This window comes from Amycolatopsis oliviviridis, from assembly GCF_014654365.1.
GTDB classification, from domain to species: domain Bacteria; phylum Actinomycetota; class Actinomycetes; order Mycobacteriales; family Pseudonocardiaceae; genus Amycolatopsis; species Amycolatopsis oliviviridis.
In genome coordinates, this window is sequence record NZ_BNAY01000007.1 from 222,098 (window position 1) to 248,078 (window position 25,981).

At 68.5% G+C, this 25,981-nt stretch carries 31 protein-coding genes and 1 pseudogene; 15 read left to right on the plus strand and 17 right to left on the minus strand.

All coding sequences use genetic code 11. The features are described 5' to 3' along the window. The first annotated feature begins 79 nt into the window (after positions 1-79). Positions 80-592, plus strand: coding sequence for a mycothiol transferase (locus tag IE302_RS28960; RefSeq protein ID WP_191257593.1), 513 nt, complete (start codon positions 80-82; stop codon positions 590-592). 57 nt (positions 593-649) lie between these two features. After that, positions 650-1,213, plus strand: coding sequence for a hypothetical protein (locus IE302_RS28965; protein ID WP_229907983.1), 564 nt, complete (start codon positions 650-652; stop codon positions 1,211-1,213). 8 nt (positions 1,214-1,221) lie between these two features. Here IE302_RS28965 and IE302_RS28970 read toward each other — a convergent pair whose 3' ends face one another. Then, on the minus strand, positions 1,222-2,094 hold the full coding sequence (locus IE302_RS28970) for a hypothetical protein (protein ID WP_191257594.1): 873 nt from the start codon (positions 2,092-2,094) through the stop codon (positions 1,222-1,224). Positions 2,095-2,178: 84 nt separating this feature from the next. Beyond that, positions 2,179-2,817 (minus strand): hypothetical protein, encoded by a 639-nt coding sequence (locus IE302_RS28975; protein ID WP_191257595.1) that lies wholly within the window; start codon positions 2,815-2,817, stop codon positions 2,179-2,181. A gap of 189 nt (positions 2,818-3,006) precedes the next feature. On the opposite strand from IE302_RS28975, the gene IE302_RS28980 reads away from it, so the two are divergent. After that, positions 3,007-3,957 (plus strand): hypothetical protein, encoded by a 951-nt coding sequence (locus tag IE302_RS28980; protein WP_191257596.1) that lies wholly within the window; start codon positions 3,007-3,009, stop codon positions 3,955-3,957. Here IE302_RS28980 and IE302_RS28985 read toward each other — a convergent pair. The 5 genes and pseudogenes from IE302_RS28985 to pdxR all read right to left on the minus strand — a co-directional run bounded on the left by IE302_RS28985 (position 3,947) and on the right by pdxR (position 8,033). Continuing rightward, positions 3,947-4,573, minus strand: a complete 627-nt coding sequence (locus tag IE302_RS28985; RefSeq protein ID WP_191257799.1) for a TetR/AcrR family transcriptional regulator — start codon at positions 4,571-4,573, stop codon at positions 3,947-3,949. The genes IE302_RS28980 and IE302_RS28985 overlap by 11 nt on opposite strands. Before the next feature lie 93 nt (positions 4,574-4,666). Continuing rightward, positions 4,667-4,975: a cupin domain-containing protein gene (locus IE302_RS28990; protein WP_191257597.1), complete on the minus strand. Its 309-nt coding sequence runs from the start codon at positions 4,973-4,975 to the stop codon at positions 4,667-4,669. 36 nt (positions 4,976-5,011) lie between these two features. Further along, positions 5,012-6,052, minus strand: coding sequence for a polyprenyl synthetase family protein (locus IE302_RS28995; RefSeq protein WP_191257598.1), 1,041 nt, complete (start codon positions 6,050-6,052; stop codon positions 5,012-5,014). Between the two features lie 102 nt (positions 6,053-6,154). Beyond that, positions 6,155-6,451 (minus strand): annotated as a pseudogene (gene ssb / locus IE302_RS29000) (single-stranded DNA-binding protein); the annotation flags it as partial. Positions 6,452-6,605: 154 nt separating this feature from the next. Beyond that, positions 6,606-8,033 (minus strand): MocR-like pyridoxine biosynthesis transcription factor PdxR, encoded by a 1,428-nt coding sequence (pdxR, locus tag IE302_RS29005; RefSeq protein WP_191257599.1) that lies wholly within the window; start codon positions 8,031-8,033, stop codon positions 6,606-6,608. Positions 8,034-8,113: 80 nt separating this feature from the next. Here pdxR and IE302_RS29010 point away from each other — a divergent pair, with 80 nt between their 5' ends. Next, the gene (locus IE302_RS29010; protein WP_191257600.1) at positions 8,114-9,328 is read left to right on the plus strand and encodes an MFS transporter; all 1,215 of its coding nucleotides are present in this window, start codon (positions 8,114-8,116) and stop codon (positions 9,326-9,328) included. A gap of 29 nt (positions 9,329-9,357) precedes the next feature. Here the strand turns inward: IE302_RS29010 and IE302_RS29015 are convergent, their stop codons facing one another. Further along, positions 9,358-9,750: an NUDIX hydrolase gene (locus IE302_RS29015; protein WP_191257601.1), complete on the minus strand. Its 393-nt coding sequence runs from the start codon at positions 9,748-9,750 to the stop codon at positions 9,358-9,360. Positions 9,751-9,828: 78 nt separating this feature from the next. Between IE302_RS29015 and IE302_RS29020 the strand changes: the two genes are divergently transcribed. After that, positions 9,829-10,986, plus strand: a complete 1,158-nt coding sequence (locus IE302_RS29020; protein ID WP_191257602.1) for an epoxide hydrolase family protein — start codon at positions 9,829-9,831, stop codon at positions 10,984-10,986. Here the strand turns inward: IE302_RS29020 and IE302_RS29025 are convergent. Continuing rightward, positions 10,979-12,025, minus strand: a complete 1,047-nt coding sequence (locus IE302_RS29025) for a winged helix DNA-binding domain-containing protein (RefSeq protein WP_191257603.1) — start codon at positions 12,023-12,025, stop codon at positions 10,979-10,981. The two genes, IE302_RS29020 and IE302_RS29025, sit on opposite strands and share 8 nt — an antisense overlap. Positions 12,026-12,105: 80 nt before the next feature. Between IE302_RS29025 and IE302_RS29030 the strand changes: the two genes are divergently transcribed. Together IE302_RS29030 and IE302_RS29035 are read left to right on the plus strand one after the other, a co-directional pair. Continuing rightward, positions 12,106-12,483 carry a DUF6153 family protein gene (locus IE302_RS29030; RefSeq protein WP_191257604.1) on the plus strand — a complete coding sequence of 126 codons (378 nt, stop codon included), beginning with the start codon at positions 12,106-12,108 and terminating at the stop codon, positions 12,481-12,483. A gap of 47 nt (positions 12,484-12,530) precedes the next feature. Then, positions 12,531-13,118, plus strand: a complete 588-nt coding sequence (locus tag IE302_RS29035) for a DUF305 domain-containing protein (RefSeq protein WP_191257605.1) — start codon at positions 12,531-12,533, stop codon at positions 13,116-13,118. Between the two features lie 24 nt (positions 13,119-13,142). Here the strand turns inward: IE302_RS29035 and IE302_RS29040 are convergent, their stop codons facing one another. Then, positions 13,143-13,523 carry a MerR family transcriptional regulator gene (locus IE302_RS29040; protein ID WP_191257606.1) on the minus strand — a complete coding sequence of 127 codons (381 nt, stop codon included), beginning with the start codon at positions 13,521-13,523 and terminating at the stop codon, positions 13,143-13,145. Between the two features lie 28 nt (positions 13,524-13,551). Between IE302_RS29040 and IE302_RS29045 the strand changes: the two genes are divergently transcribed. Next, entirely contained in the window at positions 13,552-14,256 is a 705-nt protein-coding gene (locus tag IE302_RS29045) for a methyltransferase domain-containing protein (protein WP_191257607.1), read from the plus strand. Positions 14,257-14,269: 13 nt separating this feature from the next. Here IE302_RS29045 and IE302_RS29050 read toward each other — a convergent pair whose 3' ends face one another. From IE302_RS29050 to IE302_RS29060, 4 genes are all read right to left on the minus strand, one after another. Next, entirely contained in the window at positions 14,270-14,623 is a 354-nt protein-coding gene (locus tag IE302_RS29050) for a hypothetical protein (protein ID WP_229907985.1), read from the minus strand. Positions 14,624-14,690: 67 nt separating this feature from the next. Next, a complete protein-coding gene (locus IE302_RS29055) occupies positions 14,691-15,764 on the minus strand; it encodes a SagB/ThcOx family dehydrogenase (protein WP_191257608.1) in 1,074 nt (357 codons plus the stop codon). A 53-nt stretch (positions 15,765-15,817) separates the two neighbouring features. Continuing rightward, entirely contained in the window at positions 15,818-15,940 is a 123-nt protein-coding gene (locus IE302_RS43100; protein WP_268246782.1) for a hypothetical protein, read from the minus strand. A gap of 81 nt (positions 15,941-16,021) precedes the next feature. Further along, positions 16,022-18,952, minus strand: coding sequence for an AfsR/SARP family transcriptional regulator (locus IE302_RS29060; RefSeq protein ID WP_191257609.1), 2,931 nt, complete (start codon positions 18,950-18,952; stop codon positions 16,022-16,024). A gap of 430 nt (positions 18,953-19,382) precedes the next feature. On the opposite strand from IE302_RS29060, the gene IE302_RS29065 reads away from it, so the two are divergent. Together IE302_RS29065 and ku are read left to right on the plus strand one after the other, a co-directional pair. Further along, a complete protein-coding gene (locus IE302_RS29065; RefSeq protein ID WP_191257610.1) occupies positions 19,383-19,661 on the plus strand; it encodes a YggT family protein in 279 nt (92 codons plus the stop codon). Between the two features lie 57 nt (positions 19,662-19,718). Continuing rightward, positions 19,719-20,645, plus strand: a complete 927-nt coding sequence (gene ku / locus IE302_RS29070) for a non-homologous end joining protein Ku (RefSeq protein WP_191257611.1) — start codon at positions 19,719-19,721, stop codon at positions 20,643-20,645. Here the strand turns inward: ku and IE302_RS29075 are convergent. Together IE302_RS29075 and IE302_RS29080 are read right to left on the minus strand one after the other, a co-directional pair. Beyond that, positions 20,632-21,261 carry a B3/B4 domain-containing protein gene (locus IE302_RS29075; protein WP_191257612.1) on the minus strand — a complete coding sequence of 210 codons (630 nt, stop codon included), beginning with the start codon at positions 21,259-21,261 and terminating at the stop codon, positions 20,632-20,634. The genes ku and IE302_RS29075 overlap by 14 nt on opposite strands. An 11-nt stretch (positions 21,262-21,272) precedes the next feature. Further along, positions 21,273-21,884: a LysE family translocator gene (locus IE302_RS29080; RefSeq protein ID WP_191257613.1), complete on the minus strand. Its 612-nt coding sequence runs from the start codon at positions 21,882-21,884 to the stop codon at positions 21,273-21,275. A 149-nt stretch (positions 21,885-22,033) separates the two neighbouring features. Between IE302_RS29080 and IE302_RS29085 the strand changes: the two genes are divergently transcribed. From IE302_RS29085 to IE302_RS29100, 4 genes are all read left to right on the plus strand, one after another. After that, the gene (locus IE302_RS29085; protein ID WP_191257614.1) at positions 22,034-22,534 is read left to right on the plus strand and encodes an ATP-binding protein; all 501 of its coding nucleotides are present in this window, start codon (positions 22,034-22,036) and stop codon (positions 22,532-22,534) included. Between the two features lie 21 nt (positions 22,535-22,555). Then, a complete protein-coding gene (locus IE302_RS29090) occupies positions 22,556-23,440 on the plus strand; it encodes an alpha/beta fold hydrolase (RefSeq protein ID WP_191257615.1) in 885 nt (294 codons plus the stop codon). A gap of 25 nt (positions 23,441-23,465) precedes the next feature. Beyond that, positions 23,466-23,882, plus strand: coding sequence for a VOC family protein (locus tag IE302_RS29095; protein WP_191257616.1), 417 nt, complete (start codon positions 23,466-23,468; stop codon positions 23,880-23,882). A gap of 98 nt (positions 23,883-23,980) precedes the next feature. Then, complete coding sequence (locus tag IE302_RS29100; RefSeq protein ID WP_191257617.1) at positions 23,981-24,187, plus strand: CsbD family protein; 207 nt, start codon at positions 23,981-23,983, stop codon at positions 24,185-24,187. A gap of 61 nt (positions 24,188-24,248) precedes the next feature. On the opposite strand, the gene IE302_RS29105 is transcribed toward IE302_RS29100, so the two are convergent. Continuing rightward, positions 24,249-25,361: a cytochrome P450 family protein gene (locus IE302_RS29105; RefSeq protein ID WP_191257618.1), complete on the minus strand. Its 1,113-nt coding sequence runs from the start codon at positions 25,359-25,361 to the stop codon at positions 24,249-24,251. Between the two features lie 86 nt (positions 25,362-25,447). Here IE302_RS29105 and IE302_RS29110 point away from each other — a divergent pair, with 86 nt between their 5' ends. After that, complete coding sequence (locus tag IE302_RS29110; protein ID WP_191257619.1) at positions 25,448-25,915, plus strand: MarR family winged helix-turn-helix transcriptional regulator; 468 nt, start codon at positions 25,448-25,450, stop codon at positions 25,913-25,915. Positions 25,916-25,981: the final 66 nt, after the last annotated feature.

A 25,981-nucleotide genomic window follows, 5' to 3' on the forward strand; every position in this document is an offset into this window, starting at 1 on the left:
GGCTTATATAAGTCAAGGGTGCAAGGCAGGGGTCACCTCGCGGTGGCATCGTGGGCGGGAGACGCCGGAAGGGGAATCGATGAAACTGGCCGAGGTGCTGGCCGACGGGTTCGGCCGCGTCCGGGAGGTCGTGCACGAAGCCGTCGAAGGTCTCGATGCCGGGCAGCTGGTCTGGAGCCCCGCGCCGGGCGCGAACACGATCGCCTGGCTGGTCTGGCATCTGACCCGGGTGCAGGACGATCACATCGCCGACCTGATGGGCACCGAGCAGCTCTGGACCTCGCAGGGCTGGCTGGACCGGTTCGCGCTGCCGTTCCCGGCGGCCGACATCGGCTACGGGCACCGTCCCGAAGACGTCGACGCGGTCCGGGCCGGCTCCGCCGACCTGCTGACCGGGTACTACGACGCGGTGCACGAAGCGACGGCGGCCTGGGTCGGCGGCCTCGCCGAGGACGACCTCGACCGTATCGTCGACGACGCGTGGGACCCGCCTGTCACCCTCGGGGTTCGCCTGGTCAGCGTGCTTTCCGACGACCTCCAGCACGCCGGGCAGGCCGCGTACCTCCGGGGGCTCGTACTCCGCGCTACGTAGCCGAGGTGCCGCTTCTCGACGGACGACGCGAGACGCGTCCGCCGAGACACTGGGCGCATGAGTACTTCCACAGTGCGGCGACCGCCGAGGACGCTCACCCCGCGGTGGCGGAAGCTCGTCCTCGTCGTCCATGTCGTCTCGTCGCTCGGCTGGCTCGGGATCACCCTGGTGAACGCGGTCCTGACCTTCACCTCCGTGTTCACCGGTGATGCCCGGCGCCAGCACGCGGCCATCCTGATGATGGACCAGATCGGTGGCTACCTCCTGGTGCCGGTAAGCCTGACCGCGCTGCTCAGCGGGATCGTGCTCAGCGTCGGCACGAAATGGGGGCTGATCCGGTACAAATGGGTAGCGATCAAACTGGTGCTGACCCTGATCGCCACCGGGCTGACGCTGTTCTCCCTGCTGCCGGGGCTCCGCGAGCTGGCGGCGGCGGCCGAGTCCACTATGGATGGTGTGCTGGTACCGGCTGGCCGCCGGGTGGACGGGTTCTACCCGATCATCGTGTCCTCGACGATGTACCTGACGATGACCGTGCTGTCGGTGTACAAGCCGGGCGGGAAGACGGCTTACGGACGCCGGGTGACCGCCAAGCCGGTTCGTGAACGTCAGCCCGCCTAGAACACGGCCTAGAACTGCTTCAGGGCTTCGTCGATCCGATCCGCTTCGGCGCGCAGATCGTCCAGGACGGTCTGCGCGGCGGTCGTCTCGCCGTTCGCGGTCTCCTCTTCGAGTTCGGCGTCGGCGAGCCGCCGCCGGAGATCGTTCGCCTTCTCGGTGGCTTTTTCGGCCCGGCGTTCGGCGCGGGAGACGTCGATTTCGGCCTGTTTGCAGGCCTTCGCGAGATCGGCCGCCTCGCGCCGGAGCCGGTTGAACTCCGCCAGCCGTTCCTGTTCACGTTCGGCCTCTTCGCGGGCCTTGGCGATCCGCTCCTGCTCGGCCTTCTCGGCGGCCTCTCGTTTCGCTTTGCGGCGATCGTCCAAATGCGACACGGTGGCGGGCTTTTCCCGCTCCGGAGCGGGTTTCACCCGTTTCGGCTGCGGGATGAACCCGCTGGTCAGCCATTGGTCGCCGGTGCTGTCCGCGCCGCTGCTCAGGCGACCGGCCAGCGCCAGCGCCGCCACTTCGGGATCGGCCACGACGGCTTCGAGGGTCGCTTCGACTTCGCGGGTGACCGGGTCACTCATCGAACGCTCGTCCCGCAGGATCCGGTTCACCAGTTCCTGACGCCGCCGGGTGAGCTCGCGCAGTTCCGCGCCCGCCAGCGCCGAATGCGCTTTGCGCAGATCGTCACCCAGCCGGGCCAGTTCCGCCAGCTCCGGCGAGCCTGCCCGGCGATTGAGGATCGTGGCCGCGAGCGTGGGTTTCCGCAGCGCGCGGATCCGTTCGGCCAAGGCCGCTTCACCCGCCGCCTTGGCTTCTTTCGCCCGCTGGTTGCGCACCGGCACGAACTCGGCCGGATCGCCGGCGTAGAGCTCGTCCGCGACCTCGTCGAAGTCCATCGTCCTCCGCAGGGTCAGGTACCGGTCACTGCCGGATCAGGTGGCTGTCACGTCTGACGATGATCCCACGAGACTCCGGAGCTTTCAGCTTTTCGGGGATATCCGGTCACGTTCCACTCTCGCCTCGACGACCCGCTCGACTTTGTGGACATCGGGCATCGAATCGGCGACGCCGCCCGACGCCTGGGACGCGCTCATGGCGGCGGTGGCCCATTCGAGATCGGCGTGGTCGAAATTCCGCTTCTTCGCCAGGACCCGGTGGATCCAAGCCGCGCTGAACGCTTCCCGGGCACCGGGGGTGTCCCGGAGCCGGGCCGGGAACTCGCCCTGCGTGCCCGGCATCGGCTTCCGCAACTCCCAGCGGTCGCCGATCAGGAAGTCGATGTCCCCGAAATGCTCGTAAAGCGCTTGCGGATCCTTCACCGGAGGTGACGGCCTGACGACGACGAGAGGTACCTGCCTCGTCCGGAAGGGGCCTTGAGCACAGCGACGACCGGTGACATCGCGTTCGGCGTGATCTTGACCAGATCCGTGCTCAGCCCCTCGCGATCCAGGTAGCCGGTCAGCTCCCGCCCCGGGCGCGGCGTCGACGATCGCGAGTTCGGACGGGGGCACGAGTTCGGACGGGGGCAGCTGACCGGCGACCCGCCGGATGACCGTGTCCGCCGCCTCCGGCCCCAGGCCGTCGGCGGACGTGGCCCGCTTGACGATGGGCAGGTCCAAGAGATCCGTTCCGGGCCACCGTGAGCGCCTAGCCTATCGGCTTTCCCGAAGCCACCCGCCGGACCGGTGAATCCGGATTGCCCGGAGCCGGTCGGACCAAGGACAGATCGGCACTTTGGAGGTGGCGGGCTCCCCGCGGCGGAACGACGATGAGCGTCAGGGGGAAGCCATCTGCCGCTGGAGGAACGAATGTCCGTGACCGAACGCGTTCCCGTTACCCCACAAGCGAACTTTCTCGGCTCCGGACCGTATCCGGAGCATCGGTGGCGGGTGGTGCTCTGGTCCGTCCTCGCCGGTTTCGTGCTGACGGTGATCTGGTCCGCGCCCTTTGTGGACAGTGTGATCGGCGACAGTGTCGCCAACACGCTGCTGGGGCACAACGCCAAGGAGACTCCGATCGGCGGTGTCCTCGCCGGGACGCTCTTCGCGTTCGTGTCCGGACTCGCCGGAACGTTCACCGCGTGCAACATCGCCGCCTTCGGCGCCGTCGCCCCGCTTGTCGGCGGGGAGACCGGCGGGCGGCCGAAGTTCGTCGACACCCTGAAGCCGCTGGGCTGGATCGCGGCGGGGATGCTGACGGTTTCCGTGGTGTACGGCGTGATCGTCGCACTCGTCGGCACGCGGATGCCGCAGTTCTCGACCGCTTCGTCGCCGGGCGGGCTCACGCCGCGGAACATCCAGTCGATGATCGTCTACGGCGTGATCGGGATCGTGTTCATCGTGCTGGGGCTGGCTTCCGTCGGCATCGTCCGCAATCCGATCGCCGGGCTCACCCGCCGGTTCCCGCACGCGCCACTCGTCCTGATGGGCGCGCTCATCGGCGGCTTCCTGATCGGCAGGCCGTTCCCGCTGTTCCGGATGATGTTCCGCAGCGCGGCCGAAAGTCACAACGTCCTCTACGGCGCGGCCGCGTTCGCCCTCCAGTCGGTCGGCAACATCGTGGTGATGGCGCTGTTGTTCCTTCTGCTCACGCATGGCACGGGCGGGCGGCTGCAGCGGTGGATGCTCGCGAAACCCACCAGGATCGCGGTGGTGACCGGTGCCGCGCTGCTGGTCGCCGGCACGTTCACCCTGTTGTACTGGGATCTGCGCGTGCTCGGCCGGACCGGCGTCATCTGGTACCCGACCGTCAAGTGGTGAAAAGCCTCGCCAGTACCTGCCCGACCGAATCCTGAAGGCACCTCGCCGCGTCTTCCCGGCCGGCGAGGTGTTTCAGCAGGCCCTGCTGGAACAGGCCGTCGAAGAGCGCGTATGTCGTCGACGGCGTGAGATCCAGCGGCTTGCCCAGTAGTTCCGCGTACCGGGAGACGACCCGCCAGATCATCAGTTCGAGTGTCTCGTCGATGGCGAGCACGTCGGCCTGGAACAGCTTTTCGAACAGGCTCTGATTGCGCAGGTCGTACCAGAGCCGGTGCAGCCGGGCATTCTCGCGCAACGTGCTCGCCGTCGCGGCGCCGAAGGCCAGCTTCAGGTCTTCGGCGGTCTCCGCGGTCTCGACTATCCGGTCGTACCGGGTGACACATTCGGTCTTGTACTGCTTGACGCAGTAGGTGATCAGCTCGGCCTTGTTCCGGAAGTAGTAGTGCAGTACTCCGTGGGAGAACTCGGAGTTCTGGGCGATCTCCCGCAGGCTCGTGCGGGCGTAGCCCAGTTCGGACAAAGTGACCAGTGCCGACATCGCCAGTTGCGCGCGTCGCTGATCGAATCTGTCCACCTGGCGGGTTTCGTCACCGCTGCGGTCCGCCACGTCGGTCACAGTTCCCGGTTCCCGTCGCTTCGGGTGCCCGCCCACCACGAGCACGTCGTGGGATTCTAGCCCGGGAAAGGGTTTTCTTGCGGCCGACAGAATTTACTCGAGCCACTCGGTGATGAACCGGTCGCTCTCGTGGATGTGGACGGCCTCGTAGATCTCCGGACCGATCACGGCGAACTTGTGCGGGGTGTCCGCGGGCACGACGAGGACGTCGCCCGCCCCGCCTTCGCGTTCGGCGTCCCCGACGGTGAACCTGGCCCGGCCGCGGATGATGACGAACGTCTCGCGGTACGGGTGCTGGTGCAGCCTCGGTCCGGAGCCGTCGACGCCGGTCCGTTCGCGGATGATCGAGACTCCGGAACCGATGTCGCGGCCTTCGACGTTTTCCAGGGTTTCAGTGGCCATTCCTTCACCATAACCCCGCTCCCGCGAGCCGTGGGGCTATTCGCCCCGGTCGACCACGAACGCCGAAAGGCCGACGAGCAGCGCCCTGGCCGGACGGTCGGGGAGACCGAGCGCGAGATCCCGGGCCTTGGCCGCGTAGCCGTGGGCTTCGGCGAGGGCACGTTCGACACCGGCGGACTCGCGCAGGAGATCGAGCGCCTCGCGCCGGAGCCCCGGATCCGGGACCGGCCCGTGGCCGACGATCTCGCGCAGGCGAGCGGCGTCGGGGCCGTGGTCGTCGAGCGCGTGGAGCATCGGCAGGGTGACGATCCCTTCGCGGAGGTCAGTGCCCGCGGACTTGCCGAGGTCGGCCGTGGACGCGGAGATGTCGAGGACGTCGTCGGAGATCTGGAACGCCACACCGATCAGTTCGCCGTACTGGCCCAGCGTTTCGACGATCCGCTCGTGCGCGCCCGCCACCTGGGCGCCGAGCCGTCCCGCCATCGCGATCAGCGACGCGGACTTGTCGGCCATCACCTGGAGGTGGTGCTCATGGGGTGCGTGCCGTCCACAGTCTTCGAACGGCCCGGTCGTCTCCAGGAACTGGCCGCGGACGAGCCTGCCGAAGGTCTCCGCCTGCTGACGCAGCGCGTAGTCACCGAGCCCGGCGCCGACCCGGGCCGCGCAAGCGAGCACGTAATCCCCGATCAGGACGGCCTTTTTGTTGCCCCACAAGGAGTTCGCACTCTTCACCCTGTGCCGCATCGGCGCCTCGTCCATGACGTCGTCGTGGTAGAGCGTCGCGACGTGGACGAGTTCGACGAGCACGGCCGCCGAGATCGCGTCGTCACGTCCGTCGCCGAACGCCGCTCCGGCCAGCGCCATCAACGGCCGGAGCCGTTTCCCGCCCGCGCGGACGAGATGGGTGGCGGCTTCGGTGAGATCCGGATATCCGGGGCTGCGCAACACCTCCTGAAGTCTTTCTTCCACCTGGGACAACCCGGTGCGGAGTCCGGCGGCGAACTCCGCGTGCCGCTCGTCGGCCGGGTCCAGGCCGAGTTCGGTGACGATCGTGGTCGTGTTCACGACCTCCAGCATCGGAGCCGGTGGCCCGCGATCGCATGGCGCGTAAGGGGGAGACCGGTCCCTCCCGAGAGGGAAACCGCCGGTTCAGAAAGGCGGCTCCGGGTTTCCCGCCGCCACCACCGTCCGTTTCTCACCTTCCTTGGTCTCGAACGATCGCTGTTTCAACCTGCCTTGCACGATCACCCTGGTTCCCCGGGTGAGTGATTCGGCCAGGTTCTCCGCGGCCTGTTTCCACAGTGAGCAGCGCAGGAACATCGGGTCGCCGTCGCGCCATTCCCCGCTCGCGCGGTCCAGCACGCGCGGTGTCGACGCGACCGTGAAGTTCGCGACCGCCGCTCCCGACGGGGTGAACCTCAGTTCCGGATCGGTCGTCAGGTTGCCGATCACCGTGAGCACCGTTTCTCCGGCCATGGGACTTCCTCCTCGCTTCCGCGCGCGGGCCCCGGCCGGGCCCGCTGTCGCCTGGGAAGAGGAGACCACCGGGGTACGACAGTTTCCGGCGCCCGGCGGCGGCCGGATGTCAGGAAAGGGCCTTTCAAGACGAAAAGTGTCCTGAAAGGCCCTTTCATGACATCTCGGCGGCCGGAAAGCAGTCCCCGAGCCGCGAGAGCCCTTCACCGATCCGATCGGAACCGACCAGCCCGTAGCCGATCACCAGCCCGCCGCGTGTTCCCCCGTACGCGGCCAGGCTCTCGACCGCCACCCCGGCCCGTGCCGCCTCCGCGACGACACCGTCCACAGTGACCGCCGCATGTGGATTAACCACCGCGCACAGATGAAGTCCGGCACTCGAAGGGACGACTTCCAGCACGTCCCGGAGTTCGTCTCGGACGAAGGCCAGGATCCGGTCCCGCCGCACCGAATACTCCCGCGTGGCCTTGCGGACGTGACGGGCGAGCAGGCCCTCGTCGATGAAGCTCGCCAACGCCGCTTGGGTAACGAGGTCACCGTGCCAGTCCATCAGCTGCTTCGCCTGCCGCAACGCCGGCCGAAGCGACGCGGGCGCGACGAGGAAACCCAGACGCAGCAAGGGAAGCAGGGTCTTCGAGAACGACCCGACGTAGAGCACCCTGCCGTCGCGGTCCAGGCTTTGGAGCGGTTCGAGCGGCCGATCCGAGAACCGGTACTCGCTGTCGTAGTCGTCCTCGACGATCACCGCGTCGTTCCGTTCCGCCCACGCCAGCAAGGCCGTCCTCCTGGCGAGCGACATCGGCGTGCCGAGCGGGAACTGGTGCGACGGCGTCGTGTAGATCAAGCGAGTGCCCTTGACGAGCGCGGTGACGTCGAGGCCTTCGTCGTCCACCGGCACCTTCACGACCCGGGCGCCGAGAGCGGTGAAGAGCCGCTCGGCCGGGGGATAGCCGGGATCCTCGACGGCGGCGCGCGTCCCGGGTTCGATCAGCACCCGGCCGATCAGGTCGAGGGCCTGTTGCGCCCCTTGGGTGACCAGGACGTCCTCGCCGCCGGCCCGCACCGACCGGGCCGCGCCGATGTGCCGCGCGATCGCCACCCGCAGCGTTTCGAGCCCGGCGGGGTCGGCGTATCCCGAAGGCGGCGGCAACGAGGGCCGCAGCGCCTGGCTGACCAGCCTTCGCCAGGTCCGCAGCGGGAACAGGGCCGGGTCTGGGACGCCGACGCGGAAGTCGAAATCAGGGGCGGGCCGGTCGTCGCCGAGCGGGACTGGAAGCGAACGCCAGCGGGCGATCGGCCGCACCCCGGCTCCGGACGGCGCGGCACGCTCCGTCCGCGCCACGGGATCGGCGCAGACGAACGTCCCGCGCCCGACGTGGCTTTCGAGGAAGCCCTCCGCGGTGAGCCGTTCGTAGGCGACCGCGACGGTGTTGCGCGAGACGTCGAGTTCGCGGGCGAGTTCCCTGGTCGGCGGCAGGCGTTCGCCGGAACGCAGGCGCCCGTCGAGGATGCCGTCGCGGAGCTGACGGTAGATCCGGGCGGCGAGGTCGGTGTGACCGTCGAGGCTGATGTGGAACGGCACGCCTCGAGCCTATATTGGCCCAACCAGAATGGCTGGCATTGGAGCTGGGATGTGGCCAATCCGGAGCCTAGCTTGAGTCCATGGAGTCCACGAAGAGACTGGCTTTGGCCCAGCTGATCAGCTCCGTCGGCGACGGCGCCTACTACGTCAGCTCGGCCCTGTACTTCACGGTGATCGTCGGGCTTTCGCCCGCGCAGGTGGGCCTCGGCCTCACCGTCGGCTGGGCGGTCGGCTCGGTGGCCGGCGTCGCGCTGGGGCACGTGGCGGATCGTCGAGGGCCGAAGGGAACGGCCGTTTTCCTGGGACTCGGCACCGCCGCGTCGGTCACGGCGTTCCTCTTCGTCGGCTCGGTCGCCGCGTTCGTGATCGCGGCCTGCGTCTACGCCTGCTTCCAATGCGGCCTCGGCGCGGCGAGGCAGGCGTTGCTGGCCGGTCTCATCGACCCGGCCGAGCGCACGACGTTCCGTGCCCGGTTGCAGGCGCTGTCCAACGCGGGGATCGCGATCGGCGCGGCACTCGGCGGGATCGCCCTGGCGCTCGGGACGCGCGAGGCCTTCCTGACCGTCTTCGTCGTCGACGCGCTGGCGTTCGTAGCCGCGGCTCTCGTCCTCCGCGGGCTGCCCTTGGTGGCGCCGGTGCCGGTGAGGGCCGGCGAGCCGTCCGCGGCCGTCCTCCGCGACCGCCCGTACGCGCTGCTGGCGCTGCTCAACATGATGATGTTGCTCTACATGCCGCTGTTCAGCCTGGTCCTGCCGCTGTGGATCTCGACCAGGACCGCGGCCCCGGGCTGGCTGGTTTCGGCGATGCTCGTGCTCAACACGGCGAGCGTGGTGGTCTTCCAGGTGCGGGTCGCGCGCGGCGTGACCGGTCTGCGCAGCGCCTCGCGCTACGCCCGGTACGCGGGTCTGCTGCTCTTCCTCTCCTGTTTGATCTTCTCGTTCTCCGCCATGAGCAGTTCCGCGTGGACTGCGGCGCTCGTCCTGCTCGCGGGGGCCGCGTTGCAGGTGGTGGGGGAGATGGCGCAGGCGGCGGGCTCGTGGGAGATCGGGTTCGGTCTCGCCCCCGACGGCAAACAGGGCCAGTACCAGGGACTCTTCGGCGCCGGGACGGCCGTCGCCCGCATGCTCGGCCCGGTCCTGCTGACCGGTCTGATCCTCGTGGGCGGCGCGCTCGGCTGGGTGGTGCTGGGCGGGCTGTTCCTGCTGGCGGGCACGCTCATCACGCCCGCCGTCCGCTGGGCGGAGCGGACCAGGTCACCGCGGCATGAACACGTCGGAGCCTGTCAGGCAGCGTAAAGAGGTCCAGCCGGGACGGGGCCCGGAAATCAGCCTTCGAGTGCTTCGCGGAAGTGATCGGCGAGATCGAGTTCAGCGGCCTCTTCCCGGGTGTACCAGGCGAAGGCATCGTGTTCCTCGGGGTCGATCACGACTTCGGCGGGGTCCGCCTCGCTGAGCGCGTACACCGTGGCGTGGATCCGCATCGGCCTGCCCGCGACGTCGTCCCAGCTGTGGGTGCCGTGTTCGCCGGTGACGCGGACGGTCAGCCCGGTCTCCTCGGCGAACTCGCGGACCACGGTCTCGGACGGCGGCTCGCCCGGCTCGACGGTTCCGCCCGGCAGTTCCCAGTGCCCGCCGAGGAAGGATCCCGGCCGCCGCCGGATGAACAGGAACTTCCCGTCGCGGATGAGCGTGCCGTAGGCCAGGTATTTGTCCGTCACCCGCGCATCCTCCCGTATCCGGGAAGCCGATCCGATCGAGGACCGAACCTGTCCGCAATGGCTCGTAGCGTAGGCGTCATGGCAAACACCGAGATCCGCCCCTTCCGCCTCGACATCCCCCAGGAGCAGCTGGACGACCTGCACGCGAAGCTCGACAGCGCGCGCTGGCCCGCCCCGCTCCCCGGCGACGGCTGGGACACCGGGGTGCCGGTGGCGTGGCTGCGCGGACTCGCCGAATACTGGCGCGACGGCTATGACTGGCGTGCGGCCGAACGCGAGATCAACCGCTTCCCGCAGTTCACCACCGAGATCGACGGGCAGAACATTCATTTCCTGCACGTCCGCTCGCCCGAAGCCGACGCGACGCCGCTCGTCCTCACGCACGGCTGGCCGGGTTCGGTGGTGGAGTTCCTGGACGTCATCGGTCCGCTCACCGATCCGAAAGCGCACGGTGGCGACGCGGCGGACGCGTTCCACGTCGTGATCCCGTCGCTGCCCGGCTTCGGTTTCTCGGGCCCCGTCACGGATTCCGGCTGGACCATGCCGAGGATCGGCCGCGCCTGGGCGGAGCTGATGCGACGTCTCGGCTACGAGCGCTACGGCGTCCAGGGCGGCGACCTCGGTGCTTCCGTGTCGCCCGAGGTGGCCCGGTCCGCGCCGGACAAGGTGATCGGCGTGCACGTCAACGGCGGCCTGACGCCGATGCCCCCGATGTCGCTGTCGGAGGAGGAACTCGCTTCGCTCACCGACCTCGAACGCGACCGCATCCAGCGGATCCGCGCTTTCATGCAGGAGGAGTTCGGGTACATCGCGATCCAGTCGACGCGGCCGCAGACGCTGGGCTACGGGCTCGTGGACTCCCCGGTCGCGCAGCTGGCCTGGATCATGGACAAGTTCCGCGAGTGGACGCATCCGCGCCCGACACTGCCCGAGGAGATCATCGGCCGGGACCGGTTGCTGACCAACGTCATGTTCACCTGGCTCACCGGTACGGCGGCTTCATCCGCGTACGTCGGCTACGCGCAGGCGGCGACCTGGGGAGCGGTGGAGAAGAACTCCGGGGTGCCGACGGCGGCGCTGATCTTCGCGCACGACGTCGGGATCCGGCGATACTCGGAGGAGACGCACACGATCGTGCGGTGGACCGACGTCGATCGCGGTGGCCACTTCGCGGCGATGGAGGAGCCCGAGATCCTGGTCTCGGACGTGCGAGAGTTCTTCCGGTCCCTCAAATGACGACTACGGCCGCTTCCCCGAGGAAGCGGCCGTAGTCGTCCACTTCGGACTCCAGGCCGGAGATGGCGGACCGCGAAAGCGTGGCGAAAGGTTCGATGACGACCTTCGTCTGCTTCGCGGTTCGCTTGGTGTGCCAGGTCCCGGCGATCTTCCCGTCGATCAGCACGGTGGGCGCGATCATCCCGCCGCCGGAGTTGACCCGCTTCGCCTCGGCCGGGTCGAGGAGCAGATCGCGGTCGCGATAGCCCAGCAGGAACGTGTCGAAGGCACCGAGCAGGCGCGGAGGACACGGGGGAGCGGACAGCTCGGTTTCCGGGAGAGCGAAGCCGCGGCCGGCGGGAACGAGATCCAGTGCGCCGAAGGCCTCGCGGCACAGGCCGAGCGGGAGCCCGGACCAGGCGCTGAAGTCCTCGGTCGTCGCGATGCCGTAGGCGGTCAGGTACCGGTGGGCGAGTTCCATGAGCGGTTCGTCCGGTGCGCTGTCCTCGGTGGTCCACTCGTCGAGGAGGACGTACGTCGGTTCAGTGCCGTCGTCCTGGCCTCGGCAGATCAGGCCGCGGTTGGCCGCGTACGCCAGGAGATGGGCAGGCGCTTGGGACTTCGCGTCGAGCACGATGCCGCCGGCGGCCAAGCCGTCCACGATCCACTGCCGGGTGAGTGCCTTGCCCGGCAAGAGATCCTGGAGGAGCAGCAGCGCGCGTTCGCAGAGTTCGTCGGTGAGGTCCAGCTGCCTGCGGCGTCCTTGCCCCGCCTGGACGTTGCGCGGGCCGAACAGCCGGTTCAGCCACTGGAGGTCCGCCGACGGCACCAGATGGAGCGTCTTGCGCATCAGCCAGGTGCGCGCCACCGCGCGGGACGCGTCGACGTCCGGCGCGGTCAGGCCCCGGCTGCGGGCCCGGATCGCGAGCCTCGCGGCGGGACTCGACTGCGCCTGGATCGCGGCGACGGACTCGGCCACCGAGACCACGTCCGCGGCCGGGGCGCCGAGCAGCTGCGCGTGGGCGCGGACGGCGCGGATGTCGTTGTCGGACAGCGTCACCCGCTGACGATCTCATGGAGCTGCGACGGCGGGGAAACCCCACCAGCCGGCGACGCGCCGAATCCGGCTACGGTGGAGGCGTGACCCAGCCCTCGTACCCGGCCGCCCTGCGGTGGCTGTTGCTGTGCGTGGTGGCGCTGGGACTGGTCGGTATGCATCACGTCATCGCCGAGTCCGGTCACGGCGCGGGGCACGAGACCGCCGCGGTCGCGATGGCCGACCCTTGTTGCGCGGACACCACTTCGCACGACGACGGTGGACACACTGGACTGCATCTGTGTCTCGCGGTGCTCGCCGCGGCCGTGCTGCTGATCGTCACCTGGCTGCTCGTCCGAAAAGGACGGACGACGGGAACGGGGAAGGCGCGATCGGGCACCGGCTCGGCTTCGGGCCGTGACCCGCCGCGCTGGAGACCGGTACCGGAGAGATTGTCCTTCCTCTGCGTGTTGCGGGTGTGACAGGCGAGTTCGTCTCGCCCTGCCCGAAACCGATTTGAGGAAGAACCATGACCAGCAGGAAACTGGTCGGGGCGGTCCTTGCCGCCCTGGCCTCCTTCGCCGTGCTCACCGGCTGCGCGAGCTCCGACACCGCTTCCAGCGGGCACGACATGTCCACGATGAAGGCACCCGATCCCCAGCGGGCCGGCCACAACCAGGCCGACGTCACGTTCGCGCAAGGGATGATCCCGCATCACGAGCAGGCGCTCACGATGGCGAAGCTTGTCGACGGCCGCACCCGCAACGCGAAGGTCGTCGACCTCGCCGCGCGGATCCAACGGGCGCAGGACCCGGAAATCCAGCAGCTGAACGGTTTGCTGAAGAGCTGGGGAGTGGCGCCGTCGGGCGACCACTCCGCGCACGGCTCGATGTCCGGCATGATGACCGAGGACGATCTCGCGAAACTCGGCAAGGCCAAGGACGCCGCGTTCGACAAGCAGTGGCTGGAAATGATGGTCAAGCACCACGAGGGTGCGCTCGCGATGGCGAAGACCGCGGTGCAGCAGGGCAGCGACGCCGAGGTGAAAGCCTTGGCGCAGAAGGTGATCGACGGTCAGCAGGCCGAGATCACCGAGATGCGCGCGCTACTCGGCTGAGGGTGACGGTGGCGCGGGCCGGGATCATCCCGCCCGCGCCACCGCCGCGCGGAAATGCGCGCACTGGGTGAAGTCGTCGTGCTCACATCCGAGCGCGCAGTCGATGATCGCGAGCGAAGCCTGCGCGGCTTCGACACGTCGCGTGAGTTCCTCCTTGTGGCGCCTGAGAACCGCCTCCCGCGCTTCGGGTTTCTGGAACATCTCGCGGATGCCGTCGAGGCTGAGGCCCGCTTCCTTCGCGCGCAGGATGACCGAGACGCGGTACAGGTCGGCGTCGTCGTACCGCCGACGGTCGCCGGACCGCGCCGGTTCGAGCAGGCCGACGGACTCCCAATGGCGCAGGACATGCGTCGCCAGGCCGAAGCGTTCCGCGACCTCGCCGACGCTCAAGGTGCTTGACTTCATGTCGTCATTAAGTCGGACGATCCCCGGTATGTCCATGTTGCAGCGGCTCGACGCCGCCGATGCCCTGCCGGGAGCCGCCGAACTGCGGGCCCGGACCTACGACCTGCTCCGGCTCACGCCCGGCTCCGCCGTGATCGACGTCGGCTGCGGCGCCGGGCTGGCCGTCTCCGAACTGTCGTCGCGGGGCTTCAGCGCGGTCGGTGTCGACATCTCGACCGAGATGGTCGAGGAAGCCCGGCGGCGTTCGCCCGAGGCGGATTTCCGGTCCGGGGACGCCTACGCGCTGCCGGTGGACGGCGGGTTCGCGGGATACCGGGCGGACAAGGTGTTCCATGAACTCGCGGAACCGGAGCGCGCTCTCGCGGAAGCGCGCCGGGTCCTGGCCCCGGGCGGGCGGATCGTGTTGTCCGGGCACGACTGGGAAGCGCTGATCGTCGATTCCTCTTATCCGGCGCTGACGCGGGAGATCGTGCGGGCCCGCGCCTCGGAGGTCACCGCGCCCCGGGCCGCGCGCGGATTTCGTCGACTACTCGCGGGGAACGGGTTTCGCGAGGTTTCGATGGAGGGGGTCGTCGGATTCTTTGGCGGGTACTCGTTCGCTCGCGGGTTGGTGGAGGCGGCCGTGCGGTTGGGAGCGGTTTCCTTTGCGGAGGCGGAGATTTGGCTGGCGGAGCAGGTCGGCGATGGGGGTTGTGTCGCCGTGCCGCAGTTCTTGGCGTCGGGGGTGGTTTGACGGAGGTCTTTGATCAGGAATTGTCGGTGGCCGGTTGTACCGTTCTCGTCGTGGACACAGTCCATCGGCTGTCACCGTCGCAGGCATAGCCGTGATACGGGTCTTGCTGCGCCGCCGCCACCAGATTCAGGACCTCAGCCGAGGTCGCGGGCTGGCGATACACGTACTCGCCGAAGTACTCGCCGCCGTAAAGAACATGACGCGGTGCGTGCAGCCTGCCCGTCCAGCAGTTGTCGGCAATGCCGGTGTAGAAGGGACCAGGAACGTTCAACCAGAGCCGGTCTTCCCAACGCCCGCTGAAAGACCCCTCAGGCTCACCTGCTGGAAGCGCCGCCAACGGTTCCCAGCGCGGCTCCTCGTAGATCACCTGCGAAGTGTAGGGCCCGCTCGCCGAAAGCGACGCCGGTCGATCAGCCGACCCTCCAAGCCGGCCATCACAAGCGAGTGCCGAGTACCGACATGCCGAGCACCAGTTCGTTCGCCGGATCGCAGCCGAGGAGATCCTCGACCAGTTCGTCGCGAAGCGCCGCGGTGAAGGTGACGTTCAGGCCGAGTGCCGTCGCCAGCAGATAGACGGTCTGGCTGAGGTGCCCGACGTCCATCAGCAGCACCCGATAGGTGCGGCTCACCGGGTACTTCCATTGGTTCCGCTCGATGACGCTCGTGTAGATCAGCAGCGCGCCGGCGTTCCGGGTCCACTGCTGATCGCCGGCGAGCGCGATCAGTTCGTCGTCGTCGATCTTGCCGTCCAGGGGTGTGAGCCCGTGCCGGAAGCCGTCGTAGCGGTAAATTCCTCGATCCAGGCCCTCGACGTTCCGCGCGTAGACGTACACCTCGGTCGGGTGCCGTGCCCCGCCCGACGGGCTCGTCTTGAAGACGTTCCCGGTGGCCGGGATGTCGGGATGCGTTTCCGGCCGCGTCGGCCGGGCCGCCGTGAGAAGCGTGCTCAAATCGTGCAGCCGCAAGGGTTCTTCGCCGAACTCGCGGACGCTTCTGCGCTTGCTCAGCGCGTCGCCGAGCCCGATCGCGTTCAGCGGGTCCGGCGACGGTTCGGGCAGCGCTATGGCGTCGCACTCGCCCGAAGGCCTCACCGGAGAAGGCGGAGGGCTGACCTTCGCCTTCTCCAGCAAGGTTTTCGCGATCATTTCGCTGGTCGTGAACTCGGTCTCGCGCAAGGAACGGGTCCCGAAGTGAAAAGCCCGCGCGGACGTTCCCCAAGGACCCCAATCCCGAAGGATCTCTTCTTCCCGCTGGTGCCGGGAAGAACCTTTGACCACCAGCACGTCGTACCGGATCATCGCTCGCGCGATACGGACGAGTCTTTCCGCCGTCTCGGGATTTTCGTCCGCTTCACGAACCGATTCCGGTTCTCGCCAAGAACTGAACCATCGCAGGACGCGTTCGGCCCCTTCGGCGAGTTTGAGCTGGCGATGTCCGAGGTGATCGTCCCAGACGACGTCACCCTCGGACCAATAGAGCGTTCCGCAAGAGGAAACCCTGACCAGCATCGAAAGTCTTGTGCCCCAGTCCCCAGTAATGTTTTCCGATTATCTCAGGTCATTCAGTGTCGCGCACGGAAAGGAGGACCGCCGTGCGGCGGTGGCTCGAACCCGCCCCAGTTGCTCTGCGCCTTGTACTCCGCTTCGAGCTCGTACAAGAACTCGTCGTCGTCTTCATCATGCATGTCGCCGATCCTCTCCGTGAGCGGTTACTCCGGTCAAGCGAATATACCTACGCCATCAGAGTACCGGAGCAGAACGGAGAATTACGCCGAGTAATCGTTCAGGTGCTGTTTGAGTTCGCGGGCTTCGGGCGACTCCAAGATGCCGAGATCGGTGTATAAGCGTAAAGCGAAGCGGCGATGACGTTCCGCATTCAGTTGCTCACCGAGAATGTCGAAAGCGGATGCCAACTCCTTGTGGGCGATCGGCAACATGCTGCGATTCCCGGTCGATTCGAGCACTTTCATCGCGGTCCGGAACTGGGTGACCGCGAGTTCGCCATCGCCGAGTGCACGCGAATTGATACCGAGAGCGAGAAGGCATTCCGCCTCGAGATCGGGTGATTCGTTCTCGTGGGCCAGTCTCAGCGCTTGGTCGAGTTCCGCGGCTGCTTCCGCATAGCGCCTGTTCTCGGTGAGGATCAGTCCGATCCGATGCCTGGCGCGGGCTTCGATGAGCACGCTGCCGTGGGCGTGGGCCGTCTCGCGGACCCAGCCGAGATGTTCGATCGCCTGGTCGGACTCGCCCTTGAGCCAGTGGGTGACCCCCGAATTGCCCCTGGCCCGGCACTGCATCCGCACGTCGCCGGTGGTCGACGCCAGCTCGAACACCTCGTTGAACAGTCGGTTCGCTTCGGTGAACTCGTTGAGCCGCCACAGGGTCAGCGCGTACATGTGCAGGGCCTGGTACTCGAGGACGACGTTCCCCGTGACCCGCGCGGCGGACAGGGCGAGGGTCTCCAGCTCCCTGGCCTGACGGTAGTAGCCGCGGTTGTCGAAGTAGCGCCAGACCGCCGCGCAGAAGAGCACCAGGTCCGAGTAGCGCTGGTGGTTGTTCATCGCGACGGCCACCGGCAGGACGTTCTGCCATTGGGCGTCCATCCAGTGCGCGGCCTGGTCGTAGTCGGCGAACGACTGTCCGAACTCGCTCTTCGGCGCTTCAAGGCCGCCTGGCTCGTCTTCGGAATCGGGGTCGATGAAGTCCATCGCGGCCGCGACGGTGCTGCGGTAGTAGTCGAACAGCCGCCGCATCATCGCTTCGCGCTGGTGTTCGGGCTCCTCCGCGAGCAGGAGTTCGCGGCCGTAGCTGCGGAGGAGGTCGTGCATCTCGTACCGGTCCATCGACGGCTGCCGCAGCAGGTTCACGTCGACGAGGCGTTCGGCGAGACGGCGGGCCTCGCCGAGGTCCACTTCGGCCAGGGCCGCCGTCGAGTGAAGATCGAACGCGGCACCGGGATGGTGGCTCAACCGGCGGAACACCCGGCGCTCGGCTTCGGACAAGTTCAGATAGGACACTCGGAAGGCACCCGCGACATCGCGTTCCCCGGCGGTGAGCTCGCCGAACCTGTTCCGCTCGTCGCGCAACTGCCGGGCGACGAAGTCGAGCGTCCAGGACGCCCGCGCCCGCAGCCGGCTCGCCGTGACGGCCAGCGCGAGCGGGAGGTCACCGCACAGGCTCGCGACCTGGTCGGCCGCGTCGGGGGATTCCCGCTTCAGCCGGGAAGGCCCGACGATCCGGCCGAGCAGGTCCACCGCGTCGGCCCGGCTGAACGGTTCCAGGGAGAGCAGTTCGGCGCCGTCGAGGTCCACGAGCCGGGTCCGGCTGGTGATCAGCACGCAGCAACTCGCCGAACCGGGTAGCAGCGGGCTCACCTGCGTCGCCCCGATGGCGTTGTCCAGCACCACCAGCATGCGTTTGCCGGCGAGGCAGCTGCGGAACAGCGCGGCGCGCTGGTCGGTCGCGGCGGGGATGTCCGAACCCTGGATACCGAGCGACCGCAGCAGCGCTTCGAGCGCGGCCCCCGGGTCGACGGGATCGCCCGCCGGCGAGAACCCTTCGAGGTTCACGAACAGCTGCCCGTCGGGGAACAGCGGTGCGAGCCGGTGCGCGGAGTGGACGGCCAGTGCTGTCTTGCCGACCCCGGGCATGCCGTCGATCGCGATCAGCCGCGGCCCCGTCATGGAGTCGTCCTGGCCGATTTCGAGGACCGTCCGCAGCTCGGCGGCGCGACCGCCGAACGCCGGGAGGTCCGCGGGAAGCTGCGCGGGGCGCGGGAAGAGAGCCTTCTGCGCGTCCGCGTCTTCGCGTCGCCCGCCGGTTTCCCTCCCGGCCCGGAGCCCGCCGACGCCGTACCGGACGAGGGCGGCGTCCTGCATCAGCTCGGCGTCGGTACGCAGGATCTGCTGGTGGAGCGCGCTCAGTTCGGCACTCGGGTCGACGCCGAGTTCCTCGGCGAGCGCGCTCCTCGTCCGGTCGAACGTCCGGAGCGCGTCGGCGCCGCGGCCCGCCCGGTAGAGCGCCAGCATGGTGAGGACCTGGAGCGTCTCGCGGGTGGGATGCCAGGCGGCCAGGTCGAAGGCTTCGCGGGCGGCCGCTTCGGTCTCGCCCAGCCGGAGCCTGGCGCCGATCAGGAGCTCGGAGGCGGCGAGGCGTTCTTCGTCGAGCCTGCGCGCCGTCTGCTCGATGGCGTCGCCTTCGAGACCGTCGAAGGCCGGGCCGCGCCAGAGTGCGAGCGCGTCCGAGAGCTTGGCGGCCGCCTGGGAGAGCAGCCCGGCCGCCAGGAGCTCGACGCCCTGGTTGTAGTCCGCTTCGAAGCGGACCGAGTCGACCGTGGCGCTGCTGGTGACGACACGGTAGGCGGAGCCGGTGGTGACCACGGCGGACCGGGCCACGCCGAGGTCGTGCCGAAGCCGCGCGATCGCGTTGCTGACCTGGCGGACAGCGGTCTTCGGCGGCCGCTCCGGCCACATCGTGCCGATCAGGTACGAGACCGGGACCAGCCTGCCCGCGTTGATCAGCAGGGCGGCGAGGAGGCGCTGTTCACGGCGTCCGCCCAGCCGGACGGGCACGCCGTCGACCTCGGCCTCCAGCGGGCCGAGAACGGAAAAGCTGAGCTGGGATCGCTGACCGGGGTGTTTCGGATCGCCGGGGGTGAGGGCGGATTCCGCCGAATCGGGTAAACGATCAGCGGTCATATGCGACTATGTCGTCCGAGACCGTGAGCGTGCTCACGCACTACCTCCAGTCCGTTCGCCGGCTGACCGGCACCCTAGCCCACCGCGTCGGTCTCCAGCCAGGTCGGCGCGGGTACGCCGTGCGGCATTCGGCCTAACGGGCGGGCACTCGCCTGCCTTCAAACCGGTTCGATTCTACGCCTGGCCGCTCCTGAACTGCGCGGATGCCGTCGGTGACGAGCCGATGTAATTCCGATGCAGGGCCTTGGAAAGCTGAAGACATCAGCTGACGGGCACGGCGCGACGGGGCAGCGCGCCGAACCGTGTGTAGGGGCTCCGCGGCGGTTGGCCTTCGTACTGGGGGTGGCCAACCGCCCTGGAAGCCCTTTCTTTCGTCACAGGTTTCTCCCAGCAAGGCGCGGCACACTGGACCAAAGAGGAGTGTGCCGACATGAGTGCTCTTGGCGATCTGCTGGGCGTCCTGCTCACCCTGTTCCTGATCGTGCTCGTCGTCCGGATGGTGCTGGACTGGGCCGTCAACCTCGCCACCAGGCTGCCTCCGTGGACCTTCCGGGCGCGCGGGATCGCCCACCGGGTGACCGAGCCCGTGCTGGCGCCGGTCCGCCGCGTGGTCCGCCCGGTGCGGGCGGGCGGGGTGGCGTTCGATCTGGCCTTCACCCTCGTGTTCCTCGCGGTCGTCCTCCTGCAGTCCCTCGCGTTCAGCCTCTGACCAGGTGTGATCCGCCGCCGTCGCGGGTATCAGGCGCTTGAGGAGAGGAGTGTGCCCATGCGCCCGGTCTGGAGCGGTTCGCTTTCGCTCGGTCTGGTGACGGTGCCGGTCCGGCTGTACAGCGCGGTCGAGGACCACACGGTGCGTTTCCGCCAGTTCCAGCGCGGCACCGAGGACCGCGTCCGGTACCGGCGGGTGAACGAGCGCACCGGCAAGGAGGTCGACTTCGACGACATCGTCAAGGGATACGAGCTGGACAGCGGTGAGTACGTGGTCGTCGAACCCGCCGAGCTCGACGAGATCGCCCCCGGCCGGTCGAAGTCGCTCGACATCGAGAGCTTCGTCGAACTGGACGCCATCGACCCGATGTTCTTCGACAAGACGTACTGGCTCGCGCCCGCGAAGGACGAGTTCGAGCGTCCGTACGCGCTGCTGCTCGAAGCGATGCGTTCGTCGGGCAAGGCCGGGATCGCGAAGTTCGTCATGCGCGGCCGCGAGTACCTGGCACTGGTCCGTTCGGGCGACGGCGTCATGGTGCTCAACACCCTGCATTTCGCCGCCGACCTGCGGGATCCCGCCCAGGAGCTGCCGGATCTGCCGGGCAAGGCCAAGGCGCGCGGCAAGGAACTGGACATGGCCGTCAATCTGATCGACGCGATGAGCGACGACTGGCGGCCCGAGGAGTACCGCGACACCTACACCGATCGCGTGCGGAAGCTGATCAAGGCCAAGAAGAAGGGCGAGACCATTACGCCCGCCATCGAACCCGGCGAGCCGACGAAGGTCGTCGACCTGTTCGAGGCGCTTTCGAAGAGCGTCGAGAGCGGGAAGGCCAAGAAGTCCGGGGCGAAGAAGCCCCCGGACAAGAAGGACCTGTCCTCGTTGTCGAAGGCGGACCTGGAGAAGCTCGCGAGGGAGCGGAACATCAAGGGGCGTTCGAAGATGACGCGCGCCGGTCTGGAGAAGGCGCTCAAGGCCTCCTGAGTTCCCCCTCGATGGTCTCGATCAGGAGCCGGACGTCCTCGGCCGCGGTCGCGTGCAGCCCTTCGGAAACGATCAGCACGTCGGACGTCGTGGCGGAGACCGCGGAATGCCCGCTCTGCCGGTTTGTCCACCGCCGCGCGTGGGCTTGCCCGTCTTCGTCGGCGAAGATCACCTCACCCGGGTTCGGATGCTCGACAGTGCCCGCGAAGGTCACGTATTTCTCGTCGCCGCGCGCGTGACGAACTTCGAGGGAGCCGCTGATCTTCGAGACGTCGAGCACCGCGACCGGGATGGCGTACGCGACCGAGACCGCGTTGCAGAGATCGATCACCGGGTGGATCCGGGGGAGCGACCTTTCTTTCCGGAGACGGCGCAGCAGCGACTCCGAAGCGCAGCGGTACTGCGTGGGCTTCAGGCCCATCTTGGCGAACGCCCGGCGCCAGGCCTGGATCTCGGGGAATTCCGATTCCGGGCCGTCCGCGAGCCGTCGCGTCGCCCGCTCGATGAACTTTTCGAGGTCGACAGGCATTTCGGGAGTGATACCGGTGGCTTCGAACGTGCCGACGGCGAGGGTGGGGTGCTCGGCGCGGACGTCGGGGTGGTGCTGGAGTCGCATGGGAGACCTGTCTACTGGGTGGTGAACGCGAGTTTGGCGCCGAGCGCGGCGAAGGAACCGGCGAAGACCCGCCGGGTCCAGGCGAGCACGCGCGGCCGGGAAAGGACGTGGTGGCGCACGCCGGCGGCGAGGACGCCGTACACGCTGAACACCACGAACGTCGCCAGCATGAACACCCCGCTCAGCAGCAGCATCCGCGGGACGGAACCGGGTTCGCCCGCCGGGACGAACTGGGGCAGGAACGCGAAGAAGAACAGCGTCAGCTTCGGGTTCAGGACGTTGATCAGCACGCCGGAGGTGATCGTCCGCAGCGCCGACGCCGGTTCGGGATCGCCCTCGACGACGATCGCCTCCCGGTCCCTCAACGTCGCCCACGCCATGTAGAGCAGGTAGGCCACGCCGAGGTACTTGATGATCTCGAAGGCCACCGCGCTCGCGTGCAGCAGCGCCGCGAGGCCGGTCACGGCGGCCACCATGTGGGGGACGATCCCGAGGGTGCAGGCGGTCGCGGCGATGATGCTCGCGCGGCGGCCGCGGGCCAGGCCCGCGGACAAGGTGTAGACCACGCCGGTGCCGGGCGTGGCGACCACGATCAGCGTGGTGATCAGGAAGGCGATGCTCACGCCGTCCACTCTGCGCCCCGTTTGGTCTGATGGACAGGACCAAAGCCGCGTCACTCCACTGGACCAAAGGCTTGATCGAGGCGGCCGGAGCCCGTCACCGGATGGAGTGGCATGATGCACGCTCGCACGTCGACGAGGAAGGCCTTGGTTTGAGCGCGCGCACTTCCCAGGTGGACGACCTCCGGCTGGTGGCACAACCGAACGCGGTGTTGTGCTCCGAGCTCTTCGTCCGTCTCATCTTGTCGGATTGGTCCTTGCGGCCGTTGCTCGATCAGGCGAAGACCGCCGCCGCCGCTTTGGTGGGCACGCTGGTCGACGCCGCCGATCCGAAGGAGCCGCCGTTCCTGACGCTGAGATTGCGCCTGCGGTCGGATGTGCTGGTCATCGAGGTCGACCACGAGCTGGACGGGCTTCCCGTGCCGACCCCCGCGCCCGGCGAGCGGACCGGGGTGGCGCCGAGCGAGACCGGCGGCGTGACCTTCTGGTGCGAGCTGCCGCTGCCCGGTGGCCTGTCCGCCGGACAGGTCCAGCTGCCGCGGCGGGGCGACCGCCGGACCCTGGTGGACGAACCCGTCTCCGGGGGACCCGTCGGCGCCGATCCCGAAGTCCTGGAACGGCTTCTGACCCGGCTGAGTGGCTGGTCCGGCTGATCTTCGTGAAAGGATCGGGTGATGGCTTCGAAGCGCGTCACCACACCGGTCCTGGAGATCGAGTACGAACATGCCGGTGAGGCGGGCGCGCCACCGGTGATCCTGCTCCACGGGTTCCCGTACGACGTGCGGGCCTACGACGAGGCCGCCGCCATCCTCGCGGCCGGTGGCGCCTCGGTGTACGTGCCGTATCTCCGCGGTTTCGGCGGGACGCGGTTCCTCGACGACGCCGCGCCCCGCTCCGGGCAGCAGGCCGCGCTCGCGCAGGATCTGCTCGACTTCATGGACGCGCTGGGGCTGGAGAAGGCCGTCGTCGCCGGATACGACTGGGGTGGCCGCGCGGCGTGCATCGTGGCCGCGCTCCGGCCCGAGCGCGTGCGCGGGCTGGTCTCGGTGGACGGCTACAACGTCCAGAACCTCGCTTACGCGGGCGAACCGGCACCGCCCGACTGGGAACGAACCTACTGGTACCAATATTATTTCCACTCCGAGCGCGGCCGCCGCGGGCTGGCGGAGAACCGCGAAGAACTGTGCGCCCTGTTGTGGCGCACCTGGTCGCCGACCTGGGCAGGCGCCGACGCGGCGTTCCCGGCCAGCGCTCCCAGCCTCCACAACCCGGACTTCGTCGACGTCGTCATCCACTCGTACCGTCACCGCTTCGGCCTGGCGGAAGGCGATCCGCGGTACCAGGCACTCGAAGACCTGATCGCGAAAGAACCGGTGATCACGGTGCCGACGGTCGTGCTGGAAAGCGGGGACGACGGCGTCGGCGGGCCCAGCGCCGAGGACGACCGCGAGTACTTCACGGGCCCGTACGACCACCGGGTCCTGCCGGGAGTCGGCCACAACGTTCCCCAAGAAGCTCCTGAAGCGTTCGCGGCCGCTGTAGCTTCCCTGCTTGAGTGAAACCCTTCCGGCGAAAGGAACGTCCGTGACCGACACCCCGCCCGCGCCCCCTGTCCCGCCTGGGACGTTCCTGCTCGAACTCGTGCCGGTTCCGGTCAGCGACGTCGATCGGGCGAAGGAGTTCTACATCGACCGGCTGGGGTTCCGGCTCGACGTCGACGTCACGCCCGCGGGCGGGGTCCGGATCGTCCAGCTCACGCCGCCCGGTTCGGCCTGCTCGATCATGTTGAGCACCGGGCTCGCGACGCTCGACATGCCGGTCGGGACCTTGCGCGGGCTGCATCTCGTGGTGGCCGACATCGAAGCGGCTCGCGCCGAGCTCATCGCCAGGGGCGCCGAAGTCGGCCCGGTCGAGGACATGGGTGGCGTCTTCTACGCGGCCTTCAGCGACCCGGACGGCAACACTTGGACACTCCAGCACATGCCGTGGCGCGTGGGGTGAGGGCGATCACCCGTCCGTGCGCGTGACGAATCCTGATCTTCGGTTGTCCTTCCCGTGTACGGCGCACGATCCGCGCGCCACGGACGGAGGAGGACCCGATGTCGTTGGGCGACAAGATCAGCAACAAGGCCGAAGAGCTCGGCGGTAAGGCCAAGGAGGCCGCCGGCGACGCCACCGGCAACGAGGAACTGCGCGCGGAAGGCCAGACGGACCAGGCGAAGGCCGGTCTCAAGGGCGCCGTCGAGAACGTGAAGGACGCCGTCGGCGACGCGGCCGACAAGATCCGCGAAACCTTCAAGAAGTAGCGGCTCGTTCCGGGCCGGGGCAGCGGTTTCCGTGCCCCGGCCCGTCCTTCACTCGCGCGGGTCAGCCGTGCAGGAGTACCGGCAGGCTCGTGAGCCGCGTGCCCCGGATGCCGCCGAGGAACGTCTGCCGGAGTCCGGCATAAGGCACGGCGAGCCGGGCTTTCGGGAAGTCCGTGCGCAGAATCGTCGCGGCCGCCCGAAGTTCGAGCTGCGCGAGCTGGGCACCGACGCAGAAATGCGGGCCCGCGCCGAAAGCCAGATCCGGGCCGGGCCGCCGGCCTGGATCGGTGTTGATGCCCTGGATGTCGACGAGCACGGGCGCCCGGGCGGGGAGCCGGGCCCCGGCCAAGTCGAGCTCCTCGGTGGTGAACCGCCAGAGCGTGAACGGCGCGGGCGGATGGTCCCGGAGGGTTTCGCGGACGAGGTCGTCCTCGGATGCCTTGTCCCCATTGAGAAGTCGCGCGACCAGGAAGCCGATCGAGGCGTCGGTGGTCAGCTGCCCGGCGAAGATCAACCCGAACAGGTGATACCTCAGGTCGTCTTCGGTCGTCCCGGGCGGGACACGGTCGCGTAGTTCCGCCGCGAGCCCGTGCCGGTCCGGAGTCAGGCCCGCCGCCGCGAGACCCGCGATCGCGGCGATGGCCTTCCCCTGTGCGTCCGGTTCCGGACCGGACATGCGGCGGCAGGCGTCGGCGGCGGCGTCCACGAGGTCGAGCGGGATGCCGAGCAGGTCGAGCAGCACCATCAGCGGGAACCGGGTGGAGAACCCGTCCATCAGGTCTACGGGTTCCTCGCCCAGATCCATGAGCAGTTCGCGGGCGATCTCATGGATCCGGCCGGATTGCGCCTGGATCCGCTTGGCGCTCAGCAGCGGGGCGTGCGCCCGCCTCAGATTCGCGTGATCGGGGCCGTCCAGCGTGGTCAAGGACGGCTGTTCCGCCGCGGTCTGTTCCAGCCCGGCGCGGTCCCAGCTTTCGGGAGCCAGCGCGGGATCTTTGGCGATGCGGGGGTCGGCCAGGACCTCGCGGGCCAGCTCCTCGTCGGTCACGATCCACGCGCTTCCGCCGGCCGGGGCGGCCACTTCGACGAGGGGACCGGCGGCTCTCAGCGCGGGGCGGACGGGGTCGGGCTCGGTGATGCCGCGCGTCGTCGCGGCGAAGGGATCGGGGAGCACTACAACTCCTTCATGAGAAAGTAGCTTCATGATGAAGGTATATTTGCGGCCGGTAAGTTGTCAAAGCACGGATCCGAGGAGGGGTGATGGAGGACGACGTCGTGGCGCGGACCACGTCGCTGCTGGACGGCCTCCGCGGCTTCGGGGCGAACTACACCGAGTTCACCAGGCGTTTCGCGAACTGGCTCGGCCTGCACTCCACCGACGCCGCCGCGCTCGTGGAGATCCTCTACGCCGAAGACACCGGCTCGCCGCTATCCCCGGCACGGCTCGGCGAACGCATTTCGCTGACCTCCGGCGCGACCACGAACCTGCTCAACCGGTTGGAGAACCTCGGCTACGTCGTGCGGACCCGCGAGAGCGCTGACCGGCGGAAAGTGACCCTGCGCAGCGGTCCTGACATCCAGGGGCCCGCGCGGGAGTTCTTCGGCCCGTTCAGCGCGGGGCTCGCGGGGCTGGTCGCGAAGTATCCGGCCGAGGAGATCGACCGGATCGAGGCCTTCCTGCGGGATCTGCGGTCCACAATGGACACCGTGCTCGACGAACAAGGGTGAGACGCGGACCAGTCCGATCCGCTCCCGGCACCGAATCCCTCCCAGACGCCTAGGAACCGCGTAGCC